A 22360-nucleotide genomic window follows, 5' to 3' on the forward strand; every position below is an offset into this window, starting at 1 on the left:
TTATTGTGCTATAAAAAATAAGACAAGAAAAAAGCCCATCACAACGATGAGCTTAGTTCTCTGAGGAAAGTCATGCTCTTTTGGGAGAGTATGCTGAAGAACATAATCATCATATGAGAATTTGGTGTGATTTACAATAATGAAAAATGTAAATGTTTTTTAATATTCTCAATTCTGATTGTTTTGAATTTCTGAAAGTGTTGCAAATTTATGCTCGATTTGAGTTGCATTATTTTGCAAAATTTCAATTAACTTTTGAATGTTGATGAAATCAAAACGATTCTTCGATGCGACTAAAGTGAGTGCAATTGGGGCTTCTTTACTTGAAAATCGGATAGGAACTGACAGGCTGCAAAGTTGAGGGTCAATCTCTCCTTGTGACAAGTAGAAACCTTGCTTTTTAATTTTACGCATGTGTTGAATGAACTCATCTTGAGTCTGCGCAAATCCAACTTGAGCCAATTCTTTCGAAAACTGCTGATAATAGCCCTGAATGCGTTGCTTGGTTAAATGTGCAATGACGATTTTAGGGGAGGCACCGACATAGACGGGTCGTGGACAACCCCGTCCAAAAGAAAGGAGTTCTGCATCTTTAAAGGTTTCATGATGCAGGTCGATACAATAATCATGATTTAAATAGGTAAGCAAACAGCACAGTTCGGTACGATCTACGATATCTCGCATAAAGGGAATACTGATCTGAACCAGAGGGTCGGTACTATGCGAAATATAGTCTAAAACCGCAATTTTAGAGCCAAGTGTATAATCGCCAGAAGTGCCACTGATTCGTTTGAGAATATCGGCAGAAACGAGTTCTTTCAGATAACGGTAGGCTGTTGGCTTGGAGAGGCTCAGCTCATCACAAATGATATCGACATTGATAATCGGACGTGAAACTGAAAATAAATCCAGCACGGTGAGAATTTTACCAAAACTCGAAATTGCCATGATGAGTTGTCTACTCCTTAAGAAATAACGTGAAAACCGAACTTTTATTGCTTTATAGCAGAAAAGCGTAAGGTCGTGAATGGACTTTTAGATTTGATCATCCGAGATCAATAAATTAACCACTATCCTGAGAAAATGAATTACTTTTATTGGGATTATTCTAAATTAAAATTAAAAATTATCAAATAGTGATAATTTATGTTGACTATTTCACTCTGTTTTGAAAAAATTAGCAACACAATGTCTTATTGGGATAATTATTTTTAGGATTTTGATCTAAAAATACCCAACATTGTGTATCACGCCCAATCCTCAGCTTTATTGATATCGGTTGCCCTGATTCGAGTTTTTCAAATCAGTCAGGACAAGTCGTCACTTTTTTAGTGATGCAATGAATGGTGAAGCTGAATCTGAATTGAGACACGTTCATGCTATTTAAACAGTTGTTGGCTTTTAGACCGAGTCGACTCGACCTCATTTTTGCGTGCAAAACATTTGTGGCAGGTATGCTGGCACTGTTTATCTCGTTTGAATTAGATTTAATTAATCCGATGTGGTCGATTGGTACAGTCTTGATTATCGCCAGTCCGTACTCGGGTATGGTGTCTTCAAAGTGTGTGTATCGTTTGGTCGGTACCATTGCAGGGGCGATTATTGCTTTATTACTCACACCGCACTTCATCAATACGCCGTGGCTGTTCACCATTATTTTGTCATTATGGGTGGGCTTTGCTTTATACGTATCATTGCTCGATCGTACTGCTCGTAGTTATGTCTTTATGCTGGCGGGCTATTCGACGGCCATGATTGCCTATAATGCCATTACCTATATCGACACCTACAACATCTTTGATATTGCCTTGGCACGAGTTTTGGAAATCTCAATTGGTGTGATAGCAACGGCAGTGGTATCGGCAACTTTCTTTCCAGTTCATGTTGGTGCAATGATCAAGCAACGTGTCAACAAGACTTTAAGTGATCTGGAAAGCACCTTTGAAAGATTAATTAAAGTTCAGGATGAACCTGAGAATTACACTCAGGTTTTGTCGGTGATCACCCGTGATGCTTCAGATATTCACGCCCTGGCAGTACATCTGGCGTATGAAAAAGGTGAGCTCAATGGTATGACCAAACCTTTGCAGGAAATGCTGCATCAGGTTTCATTGGTAGTCGCCAATCTGGTTGCATTGTCACAGCGGGTCAAGCAGTTACAGCAAATGCAGTTGGTTGACCTTGCACCGCATTTAAATCGTATTCATCAACTTACACTGGCATTTTTAAAGCAGGAAAGAGAGCTGGTCCCAAGTGATTTGCAGCAGCTTCCTGTGGGTTTTGAAGAAGATTTTGCTGAACTGATTGCGATGGCATCATCTGAACAACAAATCGTGCTGGCTGCATTGAAAATGGATGTTCGGCATTTTATTGCCAATATTTTGGCGGTGAAGTTGATTTGGCAGCAGATCCAACAAGGTCAAAAAGATATTCCCGCTGAGATTACCGCAATCACAACCAAATATCCGAGTTTGCATCGCGATCATGGCATTGCGATTCGGGGGGGGATTAGCGCGGTATTGATTACCTTTATTGTGACAGGGGCATGGATATTATCGGGTTGGAAAACAGGTTTTATGATGGCACAAATGGGTGCGATTACCGCCTGTATTCTTACGGCTTTGGATAACCCTGTACCTGTGCTCAGAATCTTTATTTGGGGCAGTGTTGTCTCGGCAGGTCTGGTGTTTTTATATGCTTTTGGCATTTTTCCCCATGTGACTCATTTCTGGCAGTTGGCTTTGGTACTCTTTCCAGTATTTCTTGTAGCGGTCACGATGATGGCAAATCAGATGTTGATGCCGATCGGGATGGTGCTTGGGATTAATACCATGATGGGTTTGAACTTGCATAACCAATATACGATGGATGCGGTTTCTTATCTGGATGGCTCTTTTGGGATGATATTAGGGGTTTTGGTGTCACTGATTGTCATTAATTTGGTCCGTGCAATTTCACCAGACACCAGTGCGACGCGGATTTTGGCTTTACATTATCAAGCGATGCGGCAAGCTCTGTATTTGTCTTATGGCAGTGATTTTAAAATCCATTTACGCAGTATGTTAGATCGTGTCGGGGTATTGAATACCAAGATGGTACAAAATCCTGAGATTAAAACTGCGATTCAACATGCGTTGGTTGAAAGCAGTTCGACGGTTGATTTGGTACGGTTACAAGAAATTAGCCAGAAGTTACCGCAACAGACAGCGCTGCAAAGTGAACTCAATGTATTGCAGCAGCAACTTGCTGACTATTTCCAGGCGCAAGAAAAGCAGCTTTCAATCAATCATTTCCCAATACAAATTGTGCAGCAAATAGAAGGTTTGCAGCGTATGGCACAACAGATTGAAGATGTTCAATTGCACCAGCGACTGTTGATTTCTCTCAACAATATTTGTGAAAGCATTGGTCATGTCTCAACAGAACAGATGTATTCGGATATATACGGCTTAGGTGTATCTCATGGGTGAAATTAATGTTTATGGGATTTATATCCCAATCCTTTTGGTGCAAGCCATTATTGCCTATGTGCTGTTCAAGTTGGTGAGTCCTTTTATTGATCGTGCGGCAATCAAGGGCTGGATCGCCTTACCGAGTATTTTCAATCTATGTTTCTACTTTGGTTTGTTGCTTGTGGTGCATTGGTTGTTTGTTTGGCTGTGGGCTTAAGGTCTTTGAATAAATGCTTATTCTGAAATTTAATGATTTAAAAGAAAGTGGTAGAGGTGATAAACATGAATGCATTTGATGTGCGAAAAATCATACGTCCGATTGTATTGATACTGGCAGTTCTGATTGCTGTATATACGGTGGTGCATTTATGGAATTACTACAATGCTGCTCCGTGGACGCGTGATGGTCGTATCCGTGGTGATGTGATTCAGGTTGCATCTGACGTCAATGGCTTAGTCACCGAAGTCTTGGTTCAAGATAACCAGACGGTGAAAAAAGGGCAGGTACTTTTTAAAATTGATGTGGCACGTCAAGCACTGGACGTTGAGCAAGCTAAATCAGATTTAGCCAAAGCCAAAGCGGGTTTGGCGCAAGCACATGCCAATCTAGCCGGTGCCAAAGCCAGTTTGGTCAAGACTGAAGCGAATAAAAAGCTGGCAGAAAGAAACGCAGCTCGATATGCAAGCTTGATGGATGGCGCGATTTCAAAGCAGGAACAGGATCAAGTGTTTGCTGTGCGTGATCAAGCTGTAGCTGAAAAAGAGCAACTGACGGCCAATATTGAACAAGCCAATGCTGCCATTCAACAACAACAAGCTTTAATTGAGGTTGCGAATAGTAACCTGCATTTGGCGCAATTGAATTTGCATCGTTCAGAGGTGGTTGCTCCAGCGGACGGAACCTTATCAAACTTTGATTTGCGCGTGGGTAATTACGTCAAAGTTGGGCAAGCGGTTGCAGCACTTTTAGATCGCCAACAGCTTTATGTGGTGGGTTATTTTGAAGAAACCAAACTTAATCGTATTCATGTCGGTGATTCGGCAACTGTCCAACTGATGGGAGATCGTCAGCAGATTCGTGGTCATGTGCAGGGGATTGCATCAGGGATTGAAGACCGTGAGCGTTCAGGCAGTTCTAATTTGCTGGCGAATGTGAACCCAACCTTTAGTTGGGTGCGTTTGGCGCAACGTGTGCCAGTGAAAATTGTTTTGGATGAGCAACCGCATAATCCATTGGCCTTTGTTTCTGGACGTACCGCGACAGTGAGAATTATTGAAAAATAATCAATGCTGTTTCCATATAGTCTAATTCATTTAAGAAAGAGACATCAAAAAGCGGCATGGAACGCCGCTAAAATGATAAATATATTATAGATTTCTTTAAGGTGTAATCCCGGCCGGATCGCGATACCAGCTTTGAATTAATAATGCAGCCGCAAAACTATCCGCAGATAAACGTTTGGCCTGACCTTTATTCTGATAAAACTCAAGTTCTTCTCTTGCTTCGCGTGTGGTCAGACGTTCATCCACCATCCACGTTTCAATATTAGTCTGATGACGTAAACGACGGGCAAATTTTCGTGCACGAGCTGACAATTCAGATTCACTATCATCCATATTCAGCGGTAAGCCCACTAAAAATAAGGTCGGTTTCCATTCTTTGACGATCTTTAATAATTTATCCCAGTCTGGAATACCGTCTTTCATTGCAAATAATGGCAGGGGATTGCTACTTTCAATGCTGGATTGACCGATTGCCATCCCCATTTTCTGGGTGCCGAAATCAAAAGCCATAATCGATTGAGCATTTTGCATATCAGGCATGACCAATCTCAGACGCAAGCCAAGTGCGGTCTACCCCGATTTTTCTGTAAGCAGCATCCCAACGGTCGTCATATGGCAGATTAAAAATCAGATCCATGTCCGAATCACAAATGAGCCAGTCGCCACGCGCAATTTCTTCTTCAAGCTGATTTTTGCTCCAACTCGCATAACCCAATGCAATTTGATAACGTCCGACCCCTTCATTATGGGCAATCGCATCCAAGATATCTTTGCTAGTAGTGATACAGACGTTCTCTCCCACTGCAATTGATGAATGCCATGTCGGTTGCCCTGTGTGTAGAACAAATCCTGCTTCTGGGCGTAATGGACCACCTTGCAAAACAGCATGTGGCTGTACATTGTCGGCATCAATCTCTAAATCATTGAGTAGTTCTTTGATTTGTAGGTCAGACGGGCGGTTGATAATAATGCCTTGAGCACCGTCTTCGTCATGGCGAGCAAGATAAATGACGGTGTTTGCAAAGCTGTCATCTGCCATGTCTGGTGGAGCGATGAGACAACGGTGAGTTAAGTATTGTTTCGTCACCTAGGCGATTCTCCATCAAAAATTATGCTGATCTATCTATATAGGTTCTTTTTATCAACATACAAGAGTTAATCGGATTTCGCCAATTATTTTCTAATATTTTGTAACAGGGTCAGGCTGATTGAAATTTGAGTTGACGTAATTGTTTTGCGTGTTGCAAGGTGGTTTCGCTGATTTCAACACCACCTGACATACGTGCCAGCTCTAAAATACGTTGATCTTCGTCAAGCTCAATAATGGTACTGCTTGCAGGATCAGTCTGTTGTTTCTTCACCAATAAATGCTGGTCAGACTGCGCAGCCACCTGTGCTTGATGAGTAATACACAGCAATTGTACGTGTTGGGCTAAATCAGCCAAGAGGCGACCGACAACCTCAGCAGTGCCACCACTAATTCCCACATCAATTTCGTCAAAGACCAGCACTTCAGCATCCGTTTTTTCGGCATTCATGACCTGCATCACCAACGCAATACGTGAGAGTTCGCCGCCTGATGCAACGCGTGCGAGGGGCTGCGGTGGAATCCCTTTATTCGCGGTAAATAACAGTTGAATGAAGCTTAATCCTTCTGCATTGGCAGTTTCTTGTGGTTCAAACTTAAATTCGAAATGTGCTTCAGGCAGTGCTAGCGGTTTAACTTGCTCAGTCAGTTGTTTGGCCAATGGAATTGCAGCTGCACGACGAATATCATCTAAATGTTGTGCTTTCTGCATAAATGCTTGATAAGAAATTTCAACTTGTTCGGCCAAGGTTTCTGGATCTTCAAGTTGATGTAATTGCTGTAATTCTTGCTGCCAAGTTTCGTATTCTTGTTTTAGCAATTCAGGTTGAGTGCGGTGCTTGCGTGCTAGGCGATGGAATACTTCTAAAGTCGCATTCAATTGTTCCATGCGCTCAGGATCAAAGCTTTGGCGATCAATAAATTGACGTAAGCTCGCCGTGGCATCATCGATTTCGCTTTGAGCATTTAATAAAGCATTGTAAATATTGGAAAGTTGTTCACTGCGACCTGCGTGAGATTCTAAACGACGAATGATCGAAGCGACTTCTTGAGTAATATTTTGCTCCGCTTCATCCAATACATTTAGGCTATAGCTACAGTCCTGCATGATATGTTCGTGATGGCTGAGACGATCAAACTCTTGTTCAGTTTCGCGATAATCTGTTTGAATCACATCCTCAAGTTCTTCGATTTGAGACTCTAGGTTTTGTATTTTTTGAATACGCGTTGCTTGTGCATCTAAAGCTGCTTGATGCTGGCGAATATTCTTTTGCCATGTACTATATGCTTCGCGTACCGCATTTGAGGGCTCAGCAAAATTATGATAACGATCTAACCAGCGTCTCGGATAAGGCGGTTCTAGTAACTGTTGTTGACTGTGTTGACTGTAGAGCTGTACCAGCAAACGTCCAATTTCTTTGAGTTCAGCTAAACTACTCGGGCGCCCATTAATCCAGGCCTTGCTGCGACCTGTCGCAAAAACCACGCGTCTTAAATGAATTTCACCTGAGTCATCATCCAGTTCGTGTTCCGTCAGCCAATGTGCTTCGGCACTGTCAGGCTGATAGCTAAATATTGCAGTGATGTCTGCTTTATCTGCACCGTAGCGTACATAATTGGTATCAGTACGTTCACCTAAGCAGGCAGAGAGGGCATCTAACAATAATGATTTGCCCGCGCCAGTTTCACCAGTCAGCACATTGAAGCCTTGTTCAATATCTAAAGCCAAATGGTCAGCGAGTGCAAAATTAATTAAAGTTAAATGGGTGAGCATAAACGCATCCAATGCACAGAATCTTTTGCTTAAAGATAGAGAAGTTTTAAAGTTGCCACAAGAGTTGAATGTAGGATTTTCCTGATTTACTTGGTAGATAGAAGGTTATTTTGTTATGTGTTTGACCTCTTGGCTTTTTCTTCAACATTTATATGGGTGAGTTAAGGTTTTGTGCTCGGGCATTTTGTTTGGTTTCTTCTGTGCTATTTGCAGCATATGGCTCATATCGGCTGCAAGGTCTTATGCTTGGGCAAAGTTCCACTTTGCTTGTCCTCTTCACTCACAGCATAGCTGTTCGTCTTGCGCCCAGACCTTGCGAAGCGATGCTTCTCATGCTTTATTAATCTGGGCTCAGGTATGAAAATTGCTATGTTTAGCCTAGAAAATGGATTGATTAGTTGTCACGGCGCAATTAAACTACGTCCAGCATAATTTAATATAGATGCGGCATTATTTGGAGAGTACGCATGAGTTCAGTGCAATTTGATCATGTAACGGTCATTAAGAAATCGAATGTGTATTTTGGTGGGGCATGTATTAGCCATACAGTACAATTTGAAGATGGTACAAAAAAGACTTTGGGTGTAATTCTACCTACTGAACAGGCTTTAACTTTCGAAACACATGTTCCAGAACGTATGGAAATTATTTCTGGTGAATGCCGTGTCAAAATAGCAGATAGCACTGAAAGTGAATTATTCCGTGCAGGTCAGTCTTTCTATGTACCTGGTAATAGCATGTTCCACATTGAAGCGGATGAAGTACTCGATTACGTCTGTCATTTGGAAGGCTAACGTATTCCTTTCTAAATCGAGTACACTATGCTCAGAGAAAATCCTGTAAAGTCACTTTGCAGGATTTTTATTTTTCGTTGATATGAAATTGTTAGAGGTCGTTCATGGCAAAACCTGAATATTATTATGGCGTTCATTCGGTGGAGTCATTGTTGGAGTTAGAGCCTGAACGCGTTTTGACTTTATTTACCTTGAAAGGTCGTGATGATCAGCGTTTGCAAAAGATTTTGCAGCTGGCAGAACCTTTTGGGATCAGTGTTCAGAAAGCCAGTCGTGATAGTCTGGAAAAGTTGGCAGGTTTGCCATTCCATCAAGGAGTGGTTGCTGCTGTTCGTCCACATCCAACCTTAAATGAAAAAGATCTGGATGAATTGATGCAGCAGTCACCAGATGCTTTGTTATTAGCGCTTGATCAGGTGACTGATCCGCATAATCTCGGTGCATGTATTCGTACCGCAGCTGCGATGGGCGTTCAAGCGGTGATTGTGCCACGTGATCGTTCAGCAAGCTTAACACCAACAGCACGTAAGGTTGCGGCAGGTGGTGCTGAGAAAGTTAAGTTTATTCAAGTGACCAATTTAGCGCGAACCTTAGCACATTTAAAAGACAGCACACATACCCGTGTGATTGGCACCATGTTGGATGAAAAAGCATTGCCTATTCATCAATGCGACTTCAAAGGTCCTGTAGTAATCGTCATGGGTGCGGAAGATACAGGTTTAAGGCCGATTACACAGTCACAGTGTGACCATACTGTTTATATTCCAATGTCGGGTGACCTACAAAGTTTAAACGTAAGCGTGGCTACAGGTATGGCACTTTATGAGGCGTGTCGTCAGCGTAGTGCTGTATAATTTAGCCAAATGTTGGCAATGTAAATTTAGATGACCGTCCGTACGCAAGGCTATTTCTTTGTCTTTATTACCATGTGTATTTGGGGAGGATTCACCATCTTCTCCCGTTTAAATGCACATTGGCATGTGAGTGTCTGGGATCTGGTGGCAATGCGCTTTGCAATTGCCTCCCTGATTTTAATACCAGTTTTGATCTATAAAAAAGATTTTGCATTTCTATGGAATACTCGGCCCGTCATCTTGGCCCTCATTGGTGGTTTGGCTTATTGTTTTACGGTCTATACTGCTTTTTTACATGCACCTGCTGCACACGCTGCTATTTTTTTAAATGGCTGTATCCCACTCTGCACAGCCGTTGCAGCCTATCTGCTATTTAGACAACCCTTTGATAAACACACCTGGTTGAGCCTGATCATCATGATGGCTGCTTTAATTCTCATGAGTTACTTGATGTTGCATGATCAAGCTTCGGCATTGGGGTGGGGCGATTTGTTGCTTTTCATCAGCGCAGTATGGTGGGGGATATTTACGATATTGCTGAAACAATGGAAATTATCTGCTTGGCATGCAACTGCAGGTGTGGTGATTTGGTCAGCGGTGATCTATTTGCCAGTTTATCTTTTCTTCATTCCCAAGCATTTTCATGATGCAGCACCTCTACATTTGCTGATCCAAGGGCTATTTCATGGCATTTTGGTGGTTATCGTTGCTACATTGACTTATGTTGCTGCAATTGAGCGTTTAGGTGCGTTTAAAACAGGCAGTATTGTGACTTTAGCACCCTTCATCGCTGCTGTTGTGGCTGTACCGTTACTGAATGAACCATTGAATGCAGCTATTATTTGTGGCTTGATCGGGATGGGTGTTGGTGCATTACAGCCATGGCGTTGGTTTAGGAAAGACACGTTAGCTATTCAACTTGCGAAACAGAAACAAGGCTAGAAAGCGTGTTCTGCTCGTTGTAAATAGCTGAAGTGCAAAGGTTTGAGTTGTTGATGCAGATGCTCTAATAAACCATCATTCAGTACAATATCATTGGCTAACTGTTGTTTTTGAGCACGTGGCATTTGTGCTGCAATAATTTTTCGAATCTGTTCTTCAGTTTGTCCATCCCTTTGGCCTGCGCGTTGCAGTTGAGTTTGTTCATCAGCATCGATCAGTAATGTATGTTGAACCAACTCATGTTGATTGGTCTCAAATAAAAGTGGCGAGACTAAAATTACATAAGGACTTTCAGCATGTTGTAGTTGCTGAATAATTGATTGACGAATGGCAGGGTGGGTGATTTTTTCTAAGTTCTGACGCGCTTCTGGAAACTGAAAAATATGCTCACGCAGTGCACGTCGATCCAGTTGACCATCTTGCAATAACACCCAGTCACCAAAGGTTTGTTGAATCGCTTGCAAAGCGGGTTGACCCGGTTCCACCACTTCTCTTGCGACAATGTCAGCGTCAACGACGGTAATGCCTTGAGATTCAAACCATTGAGTGGCCGCAGATTTTCCACTACCAATACCACCCGTAATGCCCAAGATAAAACTCATATTAACCGCCCAGATAGACCTTCATAATTTGATCACCCCATAAAAATGCAATCCAACCTGCAATTGCAATATAGGGGCCAAATGCGAATGGCTGATTTTCACCACGCATTTTCATCAAAATAATACCAATAATTGCACCGACCATAGAAGAGAGTAGCACAATTAAAGGCAGCAGCATCGGCCCCATCCATGCCCCGAGTGCAGCTAAGAGCTTGAAATCACCATAGCCCATGCCTTCTTTGCCTGTCACGAGTTTAAAAATGTAGTACACAATCCAGAGGCAGAGGAAGCCGATGAGATATCCCCAGATTGCAGCACTTGCAGTGGTATAAATGGCATAGCTATTGATCCCGAGGCCCAAAGCCGCTAAGGGAAGAGTAAAGCGGTCAGGCAACAACTGTGTATCAAAATCGATAAAGGTTAATGCAATCAATACCCAAGTGAGGATCAATCCAAACAGCATCTGTACTGTTGCGCCAAATACGGCAACAACAATCAACGAACAGAGCATGGTCAGCAGTTCAATCAGCGGATAGCGAATACTAATCGGATTTTGGCAAGTTCCACATTTACCGCGCAGCACTAGCCAGCTAATCAAGGGAATATTTTGATACCAAAGGATAGGTGAGTTACATTTTGGACAGGTTGAGGCTGGTTGGCTTAAGGTCAGTTTGCTTTGATCAATGATGGGCTGTTCTGGATGTAATAGCATCTGACATTCTTGCTGCCACTCTCGTTCCATCATACGAGGGGTACGGAAAATAACAACGTTCAAAAAACTACCGATGCATAAACTAAAAAGCCCAACTGCAAGATAAAGTGCAGTTGGGTTCTCAATAAAATAGAAAAAGAATTGCTGCATAAAAATTAGACCACAGAACCCATTTGGAAGATTGGTAAGTACATGGCAATTACCAGACCACCGACTAAAACACCTAAAATTGCCATGATTAAAGGTTCCATCATCGAGGTTAAACCATCGACGGCATTATCGACTTCATTTTCATAATGCGTTGCGACTTTATCTAGCATACTATCCAAAGCACCAGACTCTTCGCCAATGGCAACCATTTGAATTGCCATGGAGGGGAACAGATTGGAAATACGCATCGCAAATTGTAGCTGTTGACCTGTAGCGACATCTTCACGAATTTTCATGACGGCTTCTTCATAAACGACGTTATTGGTTGCGCCAGCGGTAGATTCTAGTGCATCAATCAGAGGTACACCAGCTGCAAACGTTGTGGCTAAAGTACGGCTGTAACGTGCAATAATGGCCTTATAAACCAGATCTCCAAAAATAGGCGCTTTCAAAGCCATCTTATCCAATAGATCTCTGAATTTTTTACTTCGTTTTTTTGCTTCCAAGAAGGCAGCAATAATTGCACCAATCACAATGATCAAAATGAACCAGTATTCTTGCATCCACTGAGACATGCTAACAACCATTTTAGTGAAGGCTGGTAGATCAGCTCCAAATGATGAGAATACACTTTCAAATACTGGTACAACTTTGACCATCAAAATAATGGTAACAATGACAGCGACGCAAATGACCGTAATTGGATACTTCATCGCTTTTTTAATTTTCTGTTTCAGTAACTCACTTTTTTCTTTATAAATCGCCACGCGATCGAGCATGGTTTCAAGTGCGCCCGATTGTTCGCCGGATTCTACTAAAGAGCAAAATAAATTATCAAAATATTGTGGGTATTTTTTGAGCGCGCCAGCAAAGGTATTACCCCCTTCAACTTCGCCTTTGATGCCAAGCACCACCTCACGCATTGCCGGATTCTCTAAACCTTCAGCAACAATTTCAAAGCCTTGTACCAGTGGTACACCCGCTTTCATCATAGTAGCCAATTGGCGCGTAAATATGGTGATATCGAGTGTAGTGACTTTTTTCTTCATCAGACCTTCGAGAATATTTTTACGTTTTTCTCGAATGTTTTTGATGGTCACGCCTTGTTTACGCAAGGTGACTTTTGCCAAAGCCATATTGCGTGCTGGTAATTCCCCTTTAATTTTTGCTCCTTTCCGGTCGACCCCTTCATAAGCAAAAGTTGGCATCATTTGCGCTTTTTTAGCTGCCATGATTATTAATCCTTTTTATTAATTTTATTCACTTGTTACTCGGTTGACTTCCTGCAAAGAGGTAATTCCTCGCATGACTTTTTTCAAACCTGAACGACGAAGATTATTAAAACCTGCTTGTTCTGATGCTGCTGCAATTTGTATCGCATTGCCATCTTCCATAATCAATCTGGAAATTTCAGGTGTAACTTTCATCACCTCATAAATACCAACACGGCCTTTATAACCTTCGCGACATTCAGCACAACCGACGGGCTGAAAAATTGTAAGCTCAGGATCAGCCAAGTCTTGCTCGGTAAACCCAAGCTCTAATAGGCTTTGCCTTGGTATTTCAATGGCTTCTTTACACTGATTACATAAACGACGCGCTAAGCGTTGTGCAATCACAAGGTTAACCGAGGTGGCAATATTAAATGATGGTACACCCATATTGCGTAAACGGGTCAGGGTTTCTGGTGCACTATTGGTATGCAGTGTCGACATCACCATATGACCTGTTTGCGCTGCTTTAATCGCAATTTCCGCTGTTTCTAGGTCTCGAATCTCACCGACCATGATCACGTCAGGATCTTGGCGTAAGAATGCTTTTAATGCAGCAGAGAATGTCAAACCTGTTTTAGGATTTACATTGACTTGATTGATGCCTTCTAAGTTAATTTCGACAGGGTCTTCAGCCGTGGAAATATTGGTATCTTCGGTATTTAAAATATTTAAACCTGTATACAGCGAGACCGTTTTACCAGAACCCGTTGGACCAGTAATCAGAAGCATGCCTTGAGGTTTATCTAGTGCGTCCATAAACAAGGCTTTTTGCTCATCTTCGTAGCCCAGTGCTTCAATACCCAGCATGGCACTGGATGGATCAAGAATACGGAGTACCAGTTTTTCACCAAATAGCGTCGGGAGTGAGTTGACACGGAAATCAATCGCCTTGGTTTTAGACAGTTTTAATTTAATACGGCCATCTTGCGGCATTCGTTTTTCTGAAATATCCATTTGCGACATCACTTTTAAACGAGAAGCGAGTCGGGTTGCCATTTGTAACGGTGGGTTGGCAATTTGGCGTAATACCCCATCAACACGATAGCGCACGCGATACATTTTTTCATACGGTTCGAAATGTAAATCGGATGCACCCATACGAATTGCATCAATCAATAGCTTGTTGATGTATTTCACAATAGGGGATTCATCCCCTTGAGGTGCCTCATCATCGTCTTTGGCAGTGTCTTGATTCACATCGATATCGAGATCAAAGTCTTCACTATCGCCAAAATCAAAACTGCCGGAATCACCGAACTGTTGTTCAATCAGTTTTTCGAGTTTGGTATGTTCAACAATAATGGGTTCAATATTGAGCTTGGTATTGAAGCGAATCGCATCCAGTGCTTCGATATTGGTGGGATTACTGGTTGCAACATAGAGGATTTGGCCACGTTGAATCAGTGGTACAACTCTATGTTTTTGGATTAATTTGTTGTCTGCCAGCTCACGAGGCAATAAGGCTGTATCATAAACAGCCAAATCGAAAAGTGGTTCACCAAACTCGGCTGCAATGGTTTCAGCAATGGTTAATGGAGGCACGCGATGCTGTTCAATCAGATGTGCAACGATATCTTGTTGTGCTTTTTTAGCAGCATCGATGGCTGTTTGCATTGTTGTTGTAGGCAGATGCCCATCTTCAACTAACCGTCGAATAAACCCCGAAAACTTTGGAGACGTATGTAATCCTGACATCTGTCCGCCTTTTGACAATAAATGTTTATAATATGTATTTTAAAAATTATACTTTTGTTATGCAAAAATACCACTACAGAAAGTGTTGTTTTCACCTTGATTCATAGCCAAAACTTTGAACTGATCGAGTGTTTTGCAAATTAATTTTCTTTTATTAAGCTAAATCTTATAAATAATCAAATTAATTGTACGTAAATCAGCTTCTTTTTAAAGCGCGATCGGAGTTTTCTATGAAGATAGAATGGGCAATTTTCTTGATCTTTATGATTTTGGAGTGATTTCTGTCCCATTAAAAGAAAAAACTGAATTTTATAAAAATCCGTGTAAAATATGCAGCATTTTTGAGAAATTAATTAACAGTGGGTGGGCGAAGTATGTCGAACTCGAGCATTACTCCTTGGGTTGTTGGCAATTGGAAAATGAATCCAATGCATGCGAATGCTTTCCAATTAGTAGAAGAATTTAAACAGTTATTACAACAGGAAAATATTGCACCTGAGCAATGTCATATTGGCGTCGCGCCAATTGCAATTGCTTTGGATCGTATTCAAACACAATTTAAAGATGCAGTGAGACCAATTTATACGGTGGCTCAAGATGTTTCTCGTGTTGCAGGTACAGGCGCCTATACAGGTGAAGTCAGCGCTGAGTTGTTGAAAGACAGTGGCATTGAATTTGTTTTAATTGGGCATTCAGAACGCCGTGAATTATTTGGCGACAATGTCGAAATTTTAAAAGTAAAACTGCATAATGCGTTGAGTGCAGGTTTGACTGTGATTTATTGCGTTGGTGAAAGCTTAGAACAACGAGAGCAGGGTGCTGCTGAACAAGTGGTATTGCAACAAATTTGTGATATTGCAGCGGTTGTTCAAGCGGATCAATGGCAAAAAATTGTATTCGCTTATGAACCAATTTGGGCAATTGGCACAGGTAAAACTGCATCGCCAGCTGATGCTCAAGCCATGCATGCAAAGATTCGTGAAGGTTTAAAACAAATTACCTCATATGGTGAACATGCTGCCATTTTATATGGTGGTAGTGTTAAGGCTGAAAATGCAGTTGAATTGGCTGCATGTCCAGATATTAATGGTGCTTTGGTGGGGGGTGCATCTTTAAATGCACAATCATTTTACCAAATCGCAAAAGCATTTGCTCAAAGCAAATAACGAGGAATCGAGATGTATAGTTTTATACTCGTTGTACATATTATTTTAGCAATTTTAATTATTGCGTTGGTTTTGGTACAACAAGGTAAAGGTGCGGAAGCAGGGGCATCATTTGGTGGCGGCGGCGCTGCGACTGTTTTTGGCGCTTCAGGTGCAGGTAACTTTTTAACTCGTTTAACCGCGATTTTTACAGCATTGTTTTTTGCAACCAGTTTGACTTTGGCTGTATTTGCTAAAAAACAGACGACAGATGCATATAGTTTAAAAACTGTTCAAACAACAACATCTGCACCAGCGACATCGCCTGAAACTTCACCAAATGCACCAAAAACAACTGAATAAGTTGAATTAGCACTTTCCTTTTTGCATTTAAGGGACTAGAATGCGTCCCACAATACTGCGGTGGTGGTGGAATTGGTAGACACGCTACCTTGAGGTGGTAGTGCTTTCGGGCGTGGGGGTTCAAGTCCCCCCTTCCGCACCAAGCTTAATAACCAGTAAGTTTGGTGTGTGCAGTGTTTGTATTGTTGCGGGATGGAGCAGTCTGGTAGCTCGTCGGGCTCATAACCCGAAGGTCGTTGGTTCAAATCCAGCTCCCGCTACCATTTGATTAAGGTGCAACTTAATCAGGCAGGTATGAAGAAAACTTAAATTGACTTTTTTTCATATTTGTATATAATTTTTGCACGTTGATGCGGGATGGAGCAGTCTGGTAGCTCGTCGGGCTCATAACCCGAAGGTCGTTGGTTCAAATCCAGCTCCCGCTACCAAGTTTCTAAAAAGAGGCTCACAATAAGGTGGGCCTTTTTGCACAGTGGGCTTTGCTTTTCTGTGTAACATAGGGGCGATTTACGCCCTTTTTTATTGGTTGTTTAGCTATATCGTGTAGTTGTTCGACATCAATTGGTCAAATAGTCGTGCTTCACTATACGGTTAAGATTGATTGGCTCGTATGAGAGCGACGAGAGTAAATGAAATTATCAAATAAATCTCAAGCATTGCATGATCTCATTGCACCAGCTGTGGCTGCGTGTGGTGTAGATTTGTGGGGAATTGAATTCCTCCCACAAGGGAAACGTTCTTTATTACGCATTTATATTGATAAAGCGGTCGATGAGAATGTTGAACCTGTCTTAACAGAAGATGGTGAAGTTGAACTCGGGCGTGGTATTGGCGTTCAAGATTGTGTTCTCGTAACGCAACAAGTGGGTGCAATGCTTGATGTTCATGATCCGATTTCAGGTGAATATGCTTTAGAAGTTTCTTCACCAGGTTGGGATCGTCCATTTTTCCAATTGAACCAACTGCCTGCATATATCGGGCAACAAGTGGCTTTACGATTAATTGCTGCTGTCGAGAACCGTCGCAAATTTCAGGCGAAATTACTTTCTGTAGACTTAGAAAATGAAATGATTCAAGTCGAAGTTGAAGGTAATCATGTGCTTGAAATTGATAGTCATAATATTGATAAAGCAAATTTAATCTATCAAGACTAATATTAACTTAATTTTATAAGAAATCGGTAGGTGACTTATGGGCCGCGAAATTCTTACCGTTGCAGAAACGGTTAGTAATGAAAAAGGTGTTAGTCGTGAAGCGATCTTCCAAGCGTTAGAGCAAGCACTTGTTGCGGCAACGAAGAAAAAGTTTTACGAAGGCACACGTTCTGAAGAAGCTCAACTTCGTGTTGAGATTGACCGTAAAACAGGTGATTACCGTACTTTCCGTCAATGGACTGTGGTTGCGGATGAAGATCATGAAATGCCAGCATGCCAAGACGCGATTTCTGATGTAGACCCTGCTCAGTGGTCAATTGGTGATGTACGTGAATTGGAAGTTGAATCGATTGAATTCGGTCGTATTGCGGCACAAATTGCAAAACAAGTCATTGTACAAAAGATTCGTGAAGCTGAACGCGCATTGGTTGCTGATGCATATGAATCTAAAGTCGGTGAGCTGATTTACGGTGAAGTGAAAAAGCAAACCAAAGATGGCTTTATCATTGATCTTGGCGATAATGCAGAAGCGTATTTAGCACGTGAAGAAACCATTCACAAAGAAATTTTGCGTCCTAAGCAACGTATCAATGCAATTTTGTTTAACGTGAACCGTGAAGGTCGCGGTGCACAATTGTTATTGTCGCGTGCTCGCCCTGAAATGCTGATTGCTTTGATGAAGAAAGAAATTCCAGAAATTTCTGAAGAAATCATCGAAATTAAAGCAGCAGCGCGTCAGCCAGGCGTTCGTGCTAAAATTGCAGTGAAAACCAATGACCATCGTATTGACCCTGTGGGTGCATGTATTGGTATGCGTGGTACACGTATTCAAGCAGTACAGCAGGAATTAAATGGTGAGCGTATTGATGTTGTGGTGTGGTCTGACGATCCAGCGCAATATATCGCAAGTGCATTAGAGCCTGCTGATGTATCGGGTATCGTACTTGATGAAGATACACGTAGTGCAGATATCATTTTTGCGACCAATGATCAGTTAGCGCGAGCAATTGGTTCACAAGGGCAAAATGTTCGTTTAGCATCAGAATTGACGGGTTATAAACTCGACATGATGTTGGAAGAAGAGTATCGTGCACGTCAGCAAAATGAAGCGCAACAATATTTAGACATGTTTGTTTCTCGTCTGGATATTGAAGAAGACTTAGCGATGGCATTGGTTGAAATGGGCTTCACTTCGTTAGAAGAGATTGCTTATGTACCCGCTGAAACATTTGATGAAATCGAGCTTGAAGCTGATTTAGTTGAATTGTTGCAAAGCCGTGCTAAAGAAGCCGCTTTAACGGATGCTTTAAAACAGCAAGAAAATATTCAAGAGCCAAGTGCAGAACTTCTCGGTATGGAAGGTATGACGACTGAGATTGCGTATGCATTGGCGGCGCGTGGTGTGGTTACTGTTGATGATTTGGCAGACCAAGCAACTGATGATATCTCGGATATCGAAGGTTTAGGTCATGACAAAGCAGGTCAGTTAATCATGAAAGCACGTGAATCATGGTTTAACTAGGAGATAATAGATGACGGACAAGTCGATTCAAGAGTTAGCGCTCAGCGTAGAACGTCCTGTAGAGAAACTCCTAGAGCAGGTTCGCGAAGCAGGTCTACCACAGCGTAAAGCAGATGACATTATTACCACTGAACAGCAAGATACTTTGGTCAATCACTTGAAAAAAGTACATGGTCAGGAAAGTGGTAACACAGGAAAGATTGCGTTGAAACGTAAAACAACGAGTACTGCTAAAGTTACAAGTACTTCAGGTAAAGCGAAAAGCATTAATGTTGAAGTTCGCAAAAAACAAGTTTTTGCTAAACCAAACCCTGAATTGCTTGCTGCTGAAGCAAAAGCGCGTGTAGAAGCAGATGCAAAAGTACGTAATGAACAAAAAGTACGTAATGAAGCTGAACAAACTGCACGTAATACCGCTGAACAAAAAGCCAATGCAACTTTAGAAGCAATGCGTGCAGCGCATACTTCTGACAGTGCAGGTCAAACACAAGCAAAAACTGCTGTTGTGGTGAAAAAGCGTAATAGCGATAAAGTGATTAAAGCACCAGTTATTCGTCCTACAGAAACACCAGAGCAAAAGAAAGCACGTGAAGAGCAAACAGCTCAGTTGAAAGCGACTGAAGAAGTCGTACGTCGTAAAGCAGCTGAAGAAGCGCAGCAACGTACACTTGAGCAAATGCGTCAGATGGCATCAAAATATTCAAATGATGATGCGACTGCAACAATCCGTGTGATTGATGATTCACCTTTAGCTGCTGGTCTTGTTGGTCAAGCATATGAAGATTCCTTCAATAAGGAAGACCGTGAAATCAAACGTGGCGGCGCAACTGCAAATCCACGTGCTGGTAAGAAAGGCGGTCGTGGTGGCGATGCTCAGTCTGAGCAAAGCTTCAGCAAAAGCCATCATAAGCGCGGCTTGAAAACCAGCCAGGCAAATAAACATGGTTTTGAAAAACCAGTTAAAAAGCAAATTTATGATGTTGAGATCGGTGAGAAAATCATTGTTGCTGATCTTGCACAAAAAATGGCAGTTAAAGTTCGTGAAGTGATCAAGACCCTCATGAAGATGGGCGAGCTTGTGACTCAGAACCAAGCGATTGATCAAGATACTGCTGTACTTGTAGTTGAAGAATTGGGCCACAATCCAGTTTTAGTTTCTGATACGCAAGCAGAAGATAATTTATTGGTTGCGGCTGAAGAAGCACGTGGTGAGCAAACAACTCGTCCGCCAGTTGTAACGATCATGGGTCACGTTGACCATGGTAAAACATCGTTACTGGATCGTATCCGTCGCTCTAAAGTGGCTGCGGGTGAAGCGGGTGGTATTACTCAGCATATCGGTGCTTATCACGTTGAAACTGAGAAAGGTATTATTACTTTCCTAGATACTCCGGGACATGCTGCGTTTACATCAATGCGTGCACGTGGTGCAAAAGCGACTGATATCGTGGTACTTGTTGTTGCTGCTGATGATGGTGTAATGCCACAAACAGCGGAAGCAATTGACCATGCGCGTGCTGCTGGTACACCGATTATTGTTGCCATCAACAAGATGGATAAAGAATCAGCTGATGTAGACCGCGTATTAAACGAATTGACCACCAAAGGTATCGTACCTGAAGAGTGGGGCGGTGATGTTCCAATTGCAAAAGTATCAGCACACTCTGGTGCAGGTATCGATGGCTTACTTGATTTAATCTTGATCCAAGCCGAATTGATGGAGCTTAAAGCTTCAGCTGAAGGTGCGGCACAAGGTGTTGTAATCGAAGCACGTGTAGACAAAGGTCGCGGTGCAGTAACGTCGATTCTGGTACAAAACGGTACATTGAACATTGGTGACTTGGTACTTGCAGGCTCATCTTATGGTCGTGTTCGTGCGATGGTTGATGAAAATGGTCAGCGTATTACTTCTGCAGGTCCTTCAATTCCAGTTGAGATTTTAGGTTTACCTGATGCGCCAATGGCGGGTGATGAAGTTCTTGTTGTCAATGATGAGAAGAAAGCACGTGAAGTTGCTGATGCTCGTTCTGACCGTGAGCGTCATAAGCGTTTAGAGCGTGCAAGTGCAATGCGTCTTGAAAACATCATGGCATCTATGGGTAAAAAAGATATTCCTTATGTGAATGTCGTACTTAAAACTGATGTTCGTGGTACCTTGGAAGCATTGCATGTTGCGCTTGATGAGCTTTCTACTGATGAAGTTAAAGTCCGTGTAATCGGTTCAGGTGTTGGTGCGATCACTGAGTCGGATGTTACTTTAGCTGAATCGTCAGAAGCGGTCTTGTTAGGTTTTAACGTACGTGCAGACAACACTGCTCGTCAAAAATCTGATCAAGACGGTATTGATATCCGTTACTACAGCGTCATTTATCATTTAATTGATGATGTTAAAGCTGCAATGAGCGGTAAGCTTGCACCAGAACATCGTGAAACGATTCTGGGTGTTGCTGAAGTTCGTGAAGTGTTCCATTCAAGTAAGTTTGGTGCAGCAGCAGGCTGTATGGTACTTGAAGGTGTATTACACCGTAACAAACCGATTCGCGTACTACGTGATGACGTGGTTGTGTTCCAAGGTGAACTTGAATCTCTTCGTCGTTATAAAGAAGTGGTTGAAGAAGTTCGTGCCGGTATGGAATGTGGTCTTGCGGTGAAAGGTTATAAAGACATCAAAGAGAAAGATAAGATCGAAGTCTATGATGTTCAATTGATTAAACGGAGTCTTTAATGGCGGGTAGCCAACGCTTAAAGCGCATGGCGGATTCAGTACAACGTGAGTTGTCTGAGCTCATCCGTCAGGAGCTTAAAGATCCACGTCTAGGTGGTCTCGTGACCATCTCAGCCGTGAAAGTCAGTGCAGATATGGGATATGCTGAAGTATATGTCACTGTAATGGGGCGTGCGCTTGGTGATGATCAAAGTGAAGCTGCAAATAAAGAAACTTTAGATGTATTGAATAAAGCTTCTGGTTTCTTGCGTCATGAATTGAGTCGTCGTATCAAGACACGTATTACGCCAAGATTGCGTTTCCATTACGATAAGACCAATGCCTATGGTAACTATATGTTTGGTCTGATTGCTGAAGCGGTTAAAGATCTGCCTGAACAAGAGCAAGATGAACAGAAATAAATAGATATAAAAAAGCCACCTTCGGGTGGCTTTTTTATGGCTTGATGAGATTAATCTTTCTTTAATGGATGACGACGATAACGTTGCCAAGGCAGTGGGCGATTTAGTGCTTCAGGTACATCACCACTGGTTGAACGTAAGCGTAGATGAATTGCAGCCTGTGCCATCAAATTGGCAGATACTGGCGCGGTAATAAACGCAAACAAAGTAATCAGCAATTCAGCAAAACCAAAGCGACCATGCATGGCAGCAAAGATCATGGCAGCGATCAGGAAGCTACCTAGACCCAAGGTACTTGATTTGGTTGGGGCGTGTAGACGCATAAACAGATCAGGTAGGCGAATCATACCGATTGAGCCGATCAGCATAAAGAAAGCACCAAAGACCACAAAGAATGAAACGATAATTTCAAGAATGAGTTGCATAATGT

At 42.2% G+C, this 22360-nt stretch carries 21 protein-coding genes and 3 tRNA genes; 15 read left to right on the forward strand and 9 right to left on the reverse strand.

Going from position 1 to position 22360, the window contains the following annotated elements:
* Positions 1-168: 168 nt before the first annotated feature.
* Positions 169-948 (reverse strand): IclR family transcriptional regulator, encoded by a 780-nt coding sequence (locus F909_RS00890; RefSeq protein ID WP_005154869.1) that lies wholly within the window; start codon positions 946-948, stop codon positions 169-171.
* Between the two features lie 428 nt (positions 949-1376).
* On the opposite strand from F909_RS00890, the gene F909_RS00885 reads away from it, so the two are divergent.
* The 3 genes from F909_RS00885 to F909_RS00875 all read left to right on the forward strand — a co-directional run bounded on the left by F909_RS00885 (position 1377) and on the right by F909_RS00875 (position 4736).
* Positions 1377-3470, forward strand: a complete 2094-nt coding sequence (locus F909_RS00885) for an FUSC family protein (RefSeq protein ID WP_005154871.1) — start codon at positions 1377-1379, stop codon at positions 3468-3470.
* Entirely contained in the window at positions 3463-3669 is a 207-nt protein-coding gene (locus F909_RS00880; protein ID WP_005154872.1) for a DUF1656 domain-containing protein, read from the forward strand. The genes F909_RS00885 and F909_RS00880 overlap by 8 nt, the downstream gene beginning before the upstream one ends.
* A 65-nt stretch (positions 3670-3734) precedes the next feature.
* A complete protein-coding gene (locus tag F909_RS00875) occupies positions 3735-4736 on the forward strand; it encodes an HlyD family secretion protein (protein WP_005154873.1) in 1002 nt (333 codons plus the stop codon).
* Between the two features lie 96 nt (positions 4737-4832).
* Here F909_RS00875 and ruvX read toward each other — a convergent pair whose 3' ends face one another.
* The 3 genes from ruvX to recN all read right to left on the reverse strand — a co-directional run bounded on the left by ruvX (position 4833) and on the right by recN (position 7597).
* Positions 4833-5276, reverse strand: coding sequence for a Holliday junction resolvase RuvX (gene ruvX / locus F909_RS00870; RefSeq protein ID WP_005154875.1), 444 nt, complete (start codon positions 5274-5276; stop codon positions 4833-4835).
* Positions 5269-5823 carry a YqgE/AlgH family protein gene (locus tag F909_RS00865; protein ID WP_005154877.1) on the reverse strand — a complete coding sequence of 185 codons (555 nt, stop codon included), beginning with the start codon at positions 5821-5823 and terminating at the stop codon, positions 5269-5271. The genes ruvX and F909_RS00865 overlap by 8 nt, the downstream gene beginning before the upstream one ends.
* 112 nt (positions 5824-5935) lie before the next feature.
* The gene (recN, locus tag F909_RS00860; protein ID WP_005154881.1) at positions 5936-7597 is read right to left on the reverse strand and encodes a DNA repair protein RecN; all 1662 of its coding nucleotides are present in this window, start codon (positions 7595-7597) and stop codon (positions 5936-5938) included.
* Positions 7598-8064: 467 nt separating this feature from the next.
* Here recN and F909_RS00855 point away from each other — a divergent pair, with 467 nt between their 5' ends.
* The 3 genes from F909_RS00855 (at position 8065) to F909_RS00845 (ending at position 10187) form a co-directional block, all read left to right on the forward strand.
* On the forward strand, positions 8065-8391 hold the full coding sequence (locus F909_RS00855) for a pyrimidine/purine nucleoside phosphorylase (protein WP_004802302.1): 327 nt from the start codon (positions 8065-8067) through the stop codon (positions 8389-8391).
* Positions 8392-8495: 104 nt separating this feature from the next.
* Entirely contained in the window at positions 8496-9245 is a 750-nt protein-coding gene (rlmB, locus tag F909_RS00850; RefSeq protein ID WP_005154883.1) for a 23S rRNA (guanosine(2251)-2'-O)-methyltransferase RlmB, read from the forward strand.
* A gap of 30 nt (positions 9246-9275) precedes the next feature.
* Entirely contained in the window at positions 9276-10187 is a 912-nt protein-coding gene (locus F909_RS00845; protein WP_005154888.1) for a DMT family transporter, read from the forward strand.
* On the opposite strand, the gene coaE is transcribed toward F909_RS00845, so the two are convergent.
* The 4 genes from coaE to pilB are packed head-to-tail and all read right to left on the reverse strand — an operon-like array spanning position 10184 to position 14620.
* Entirely contained in the window at positions 10184-10789 is a 606-nt protein-coding gene (gene coaE / locus F909_RS00840; protein WP_005154893.1) for a dephospho-CoA kinase, read from the reverse strand. The genes F909_RS00845 and coaE overlap by 4 nt on opposite strands.
* 1 nt (position 10790) lies before the next feature.
* Entirely contained in the window at positions 10791-11651 is an 861-nt protein-coding gene (locus F909_RS00835) for a prepilin peptidase (RefSeq protein WP_005154895.1), read from the reverse strand.
* A gap of 5 nt (positions 11652-11656) precedes the next feature.
* The gene (locus F909_RS00830; RefSeq protein ID WP_005154896.1) at positions 11657-12883 is read right to left on the reverse strand and encodes a type II secretion system F family protein; all 1227 of its coding nucleotides are present in this window, start codon (positions 12881-12883) and stop codon (positions 11657-11659) included.
* A 24-nt stretch (positions 12884-12907) separates the two neighbouring features.
* Positions 12908-14620, reverse strand: a complete 1713-nt coding sequence (gene pilB / locus F909_RS00825) for a type IV-A pilus assembly ATPase PilB (RefSeq protein ID WP_005154897.1) — start codon at positions 14618-14620, stop codon at positions 12908-12910.
* A 374-nt stretch (positions 14621-14994) separates the two neighbouring features.
* Between pilB and tpiA the strand changes: the two genes are divergently transcribed.
* The 9 genes from tpiA (at position 14995) to F909_RS00780 (ending at position 21930) form a co-directional block, all read left to right on the forward strand.
* On the forward strand, positions 14995-15786 hold the full coding sequence (gene tpiA / locus F909_RS00820; RefSeq protein WP_005154898.1) for a triose-phosphate isomerase: 792 nt from the start codon (positions 14995-14997) through the stop codon (positions 15784-15786).
* Positions 15787-15798: 12 nt separating this feature from the next.
* A complete protein-coding gene (gene secG / locus F909_RS00815) occupies positions 15799-16128 on the forward strand; it encodes a preprotein translocase subunit SecG (RefSeq protein WP_005154899.1) in 330 nt (109 codons plus the stop codon).
* Between the two features lie 57 nt (positions 16129-16185).
* Positions 16186-16270: transfer RNA gene (locus tag F909_RS00810), tRNA-Leu, on the forward strand.
* A gap of 44 nt (positions 16271-16314) precedes the next feature.
* A tRNA-Met gene (locus tag F909_RS00805) sits at positions 16315-16391 on the forward strand.
* Positions 16392-16479: 88 nt separating this feature from the next.
* A tRNA-Met gene (locus F909_RS00800) sits at positions 16480-16556 on the forward strand.
* 201 nt (positions 16557-16757) lie between these two features.
* The gene (rimP, locus tag F909_RS00795) at positions 16758-17282 is read left to right on the forward strand and encodes a ribosome maturation factor RimP (RefSeq protein WP_005154900.1); all 525 of its coding nucleotides are present in this window, start codon (positions 16758-16760) and stop codon (positions 17280-17282) included.
* A gap of 37 nt (positions 17283-17319) precedes the next feature.
* Entirely contained in the window at positions 17320-18804 is a 1485-nt protein-coding gene (gene nusA, locus F909_RS00790; RefSeq protein WP_005154902.1) for a transcription termination factor NusA, read from the forward strand.
* Between the two features lie 10 nt (positions 18805-18814).
* Positions 18815-21529 carry a translation initiation factor IF-2 gene (gene infB / locus F909_RS00785; protein ID WP_005154903.1) on the forward strand — a complete coding sequence of 905 codons (2715 nt, stop codon included), beginning with the start codon at positions 18815-18817 and terminating at the stop codon, positions 21527-21529.
* Positions 21529-21930: a ribosome-binding factor A gene (locus tag F909_RS00780; protein ID WP_005154904.1), complete on the forward strand. Its 402-nt coding sequence runs from the start codon at positions 21529-21531 to the stop codon at positions 21928-21930. The genes infB and F909_RS00780 overlap by 1 nt, the downstream gene beginning before the upstream one ends.
* A gap of 50 nt (positions 21931-21980) precedes the next feature.
* Here the strand turns inward: F909_RS00780 and F909_RS00775 are convergent, their stop codons facing one another.
* Positions 21981-22355: a Na+/H+ antiporter subunit G gene (locus tag F909_RS00775; protein ID WP_005154905.1), complete on the reverse strand. Its 375-nt coding sequence runs from the start codon at positions 22353-22355 to the stop codon at positions 21981-21983.
* Positions 22356-22360: the final 5 nt, after the last annotated feature.

The sequence above is a fragment of the Acinetobacter sp. ANC 3929 genome, assembly GCF_000369405.1.
Lineage (GTDB): Bacteria > Pseudomonadota > Gammaproteobacteria > Pseudomonadales > Moraxellaceae > Acinetobacter.

Coding starts and splice junctions, on each gene's coding strand:
- F909_RS00890 (WP_005154869.1), bottom strand. CDS start 948: ATGGCAATTTCGAGTTTTGGTAAAATTCTCACCGTGCTGGATTTATTT.
- F909_RS00885 (WP_005154871.1), top strand. CDS start 1,377: ATGCTATTTAAACAGTTGTTGGCTTTTAGACCGAGTCGACTCGACCTC.
- F909_RS00880 (WP_005154872.1), top strand. CDS start 3,463: ATGGGTGAAATTAATGTTTATGGGATTTATATCCCAATCCTTTTGGTG.
- F909_RS00875 (WP_005154873.1), top strand. CDS start 3,735: ATGAATGCATTTGATGTGCGAAAAATCATACGTCCGATTGTATTGATA.
- ruvX (WP_005154875.1), bottom strand. CDS start 5,276: ATGCCTGATATGCAAAATGCTCAATCGATTATGGCTTTTGATTTCGGC.
- recN (WP_005154881.1), bottom strand. CDS start 7,597: ATGCTCACCCATTTAACTTTAATTAATTTTGCACTCGCTGACCATTTG.
- F909_RS00855 (WP_004802302.1), top strand. CDS start 8,065: ATGAGTTCAGTGCAATTTGATCATGTAACGGTCATTAAGAAATCGAAT.
- rlmB (WP_005154883.1), top strand. CDS start 8,496: ATGGCAAAACCTGAATATTATTATGGCGTTCATTCGGTGGAGTCATTG.
- F909_RS00845 (WP_005154888.1), top strand. CDS start 9,276: ATGACCGTCCGTACGCAAGGCTATTTCTTTGTCTTTATTACCATGTGT.
- coaE (WP_005154893.1), bottom strand. CDS start 10,789: ATGAGTTTTATCTTGGGCATTACGGGTGGTATTGGTAGTGGAAAATCT.
- F909_RS00835 (WP_005154895.1), bottom strand. CDS start 11,651: ATGCAGCAATTCTTTTTCTATTTTATTGAGAACCCAACTGCACTTTAT.
- F909_RS00830 (WP_005154896.1), bottom strand. CDS start 12,883: ATGGCAGCTAAAAAAGCGCAAATGATGCCAACTTTTGCTTATGAAGGG.
- pilB (WP_005154897.1), bottom strand. CDS start 14,620: ATGTCAGGATTACATACGTCTCCAAAGTTTTCGGGGTTTATTCGACGG.
- tpiA (WP_005154898.1), top strand. CDS start 14,995: ATGTCGAACTCGAGCATTACTCCTTGGGTTGTTGGCAATTGGAAAATG.
- secG (WP_005154899.1), top strand. CDS start 15,799: ATGTATAGTTTTATACTCGTTGTACATATTATTTTAGCAATTTTAATT.
- rimP (WP_005154900.1), top strand. CDS start 16,758: ATGAAATTATCAAATAAATCTCAAGCATTGCATGATCTCATTGCACCA.
- nusA (WP_005154902.1), top strand. CDS start 17,320: ATGGGCCGCGAAATTCTTACCGTTGCAGAAACGGTTAGTAATGAAAAA.
- infB (WP_005154903.1), top strand. CDS start 18,815: ATGACGGACAAGTCGATTCAAGAGTTAGCGCTCAGCGTAGAACGTCCT.
- F909_RS00780 (WP_005154904.1), top strand. CDS start 21,529: ATGGCGGGTAGCCAACGCTTAAAGCGCATGGCGGATTCAGTACAACGT.
- F909_RS00775 (WP_005154905.1), bottom strand. CDS start 22,355: ATGCAACTCATTCTTGAAATTATCGTTTCATTCTTTGTGGTCTTTGGT.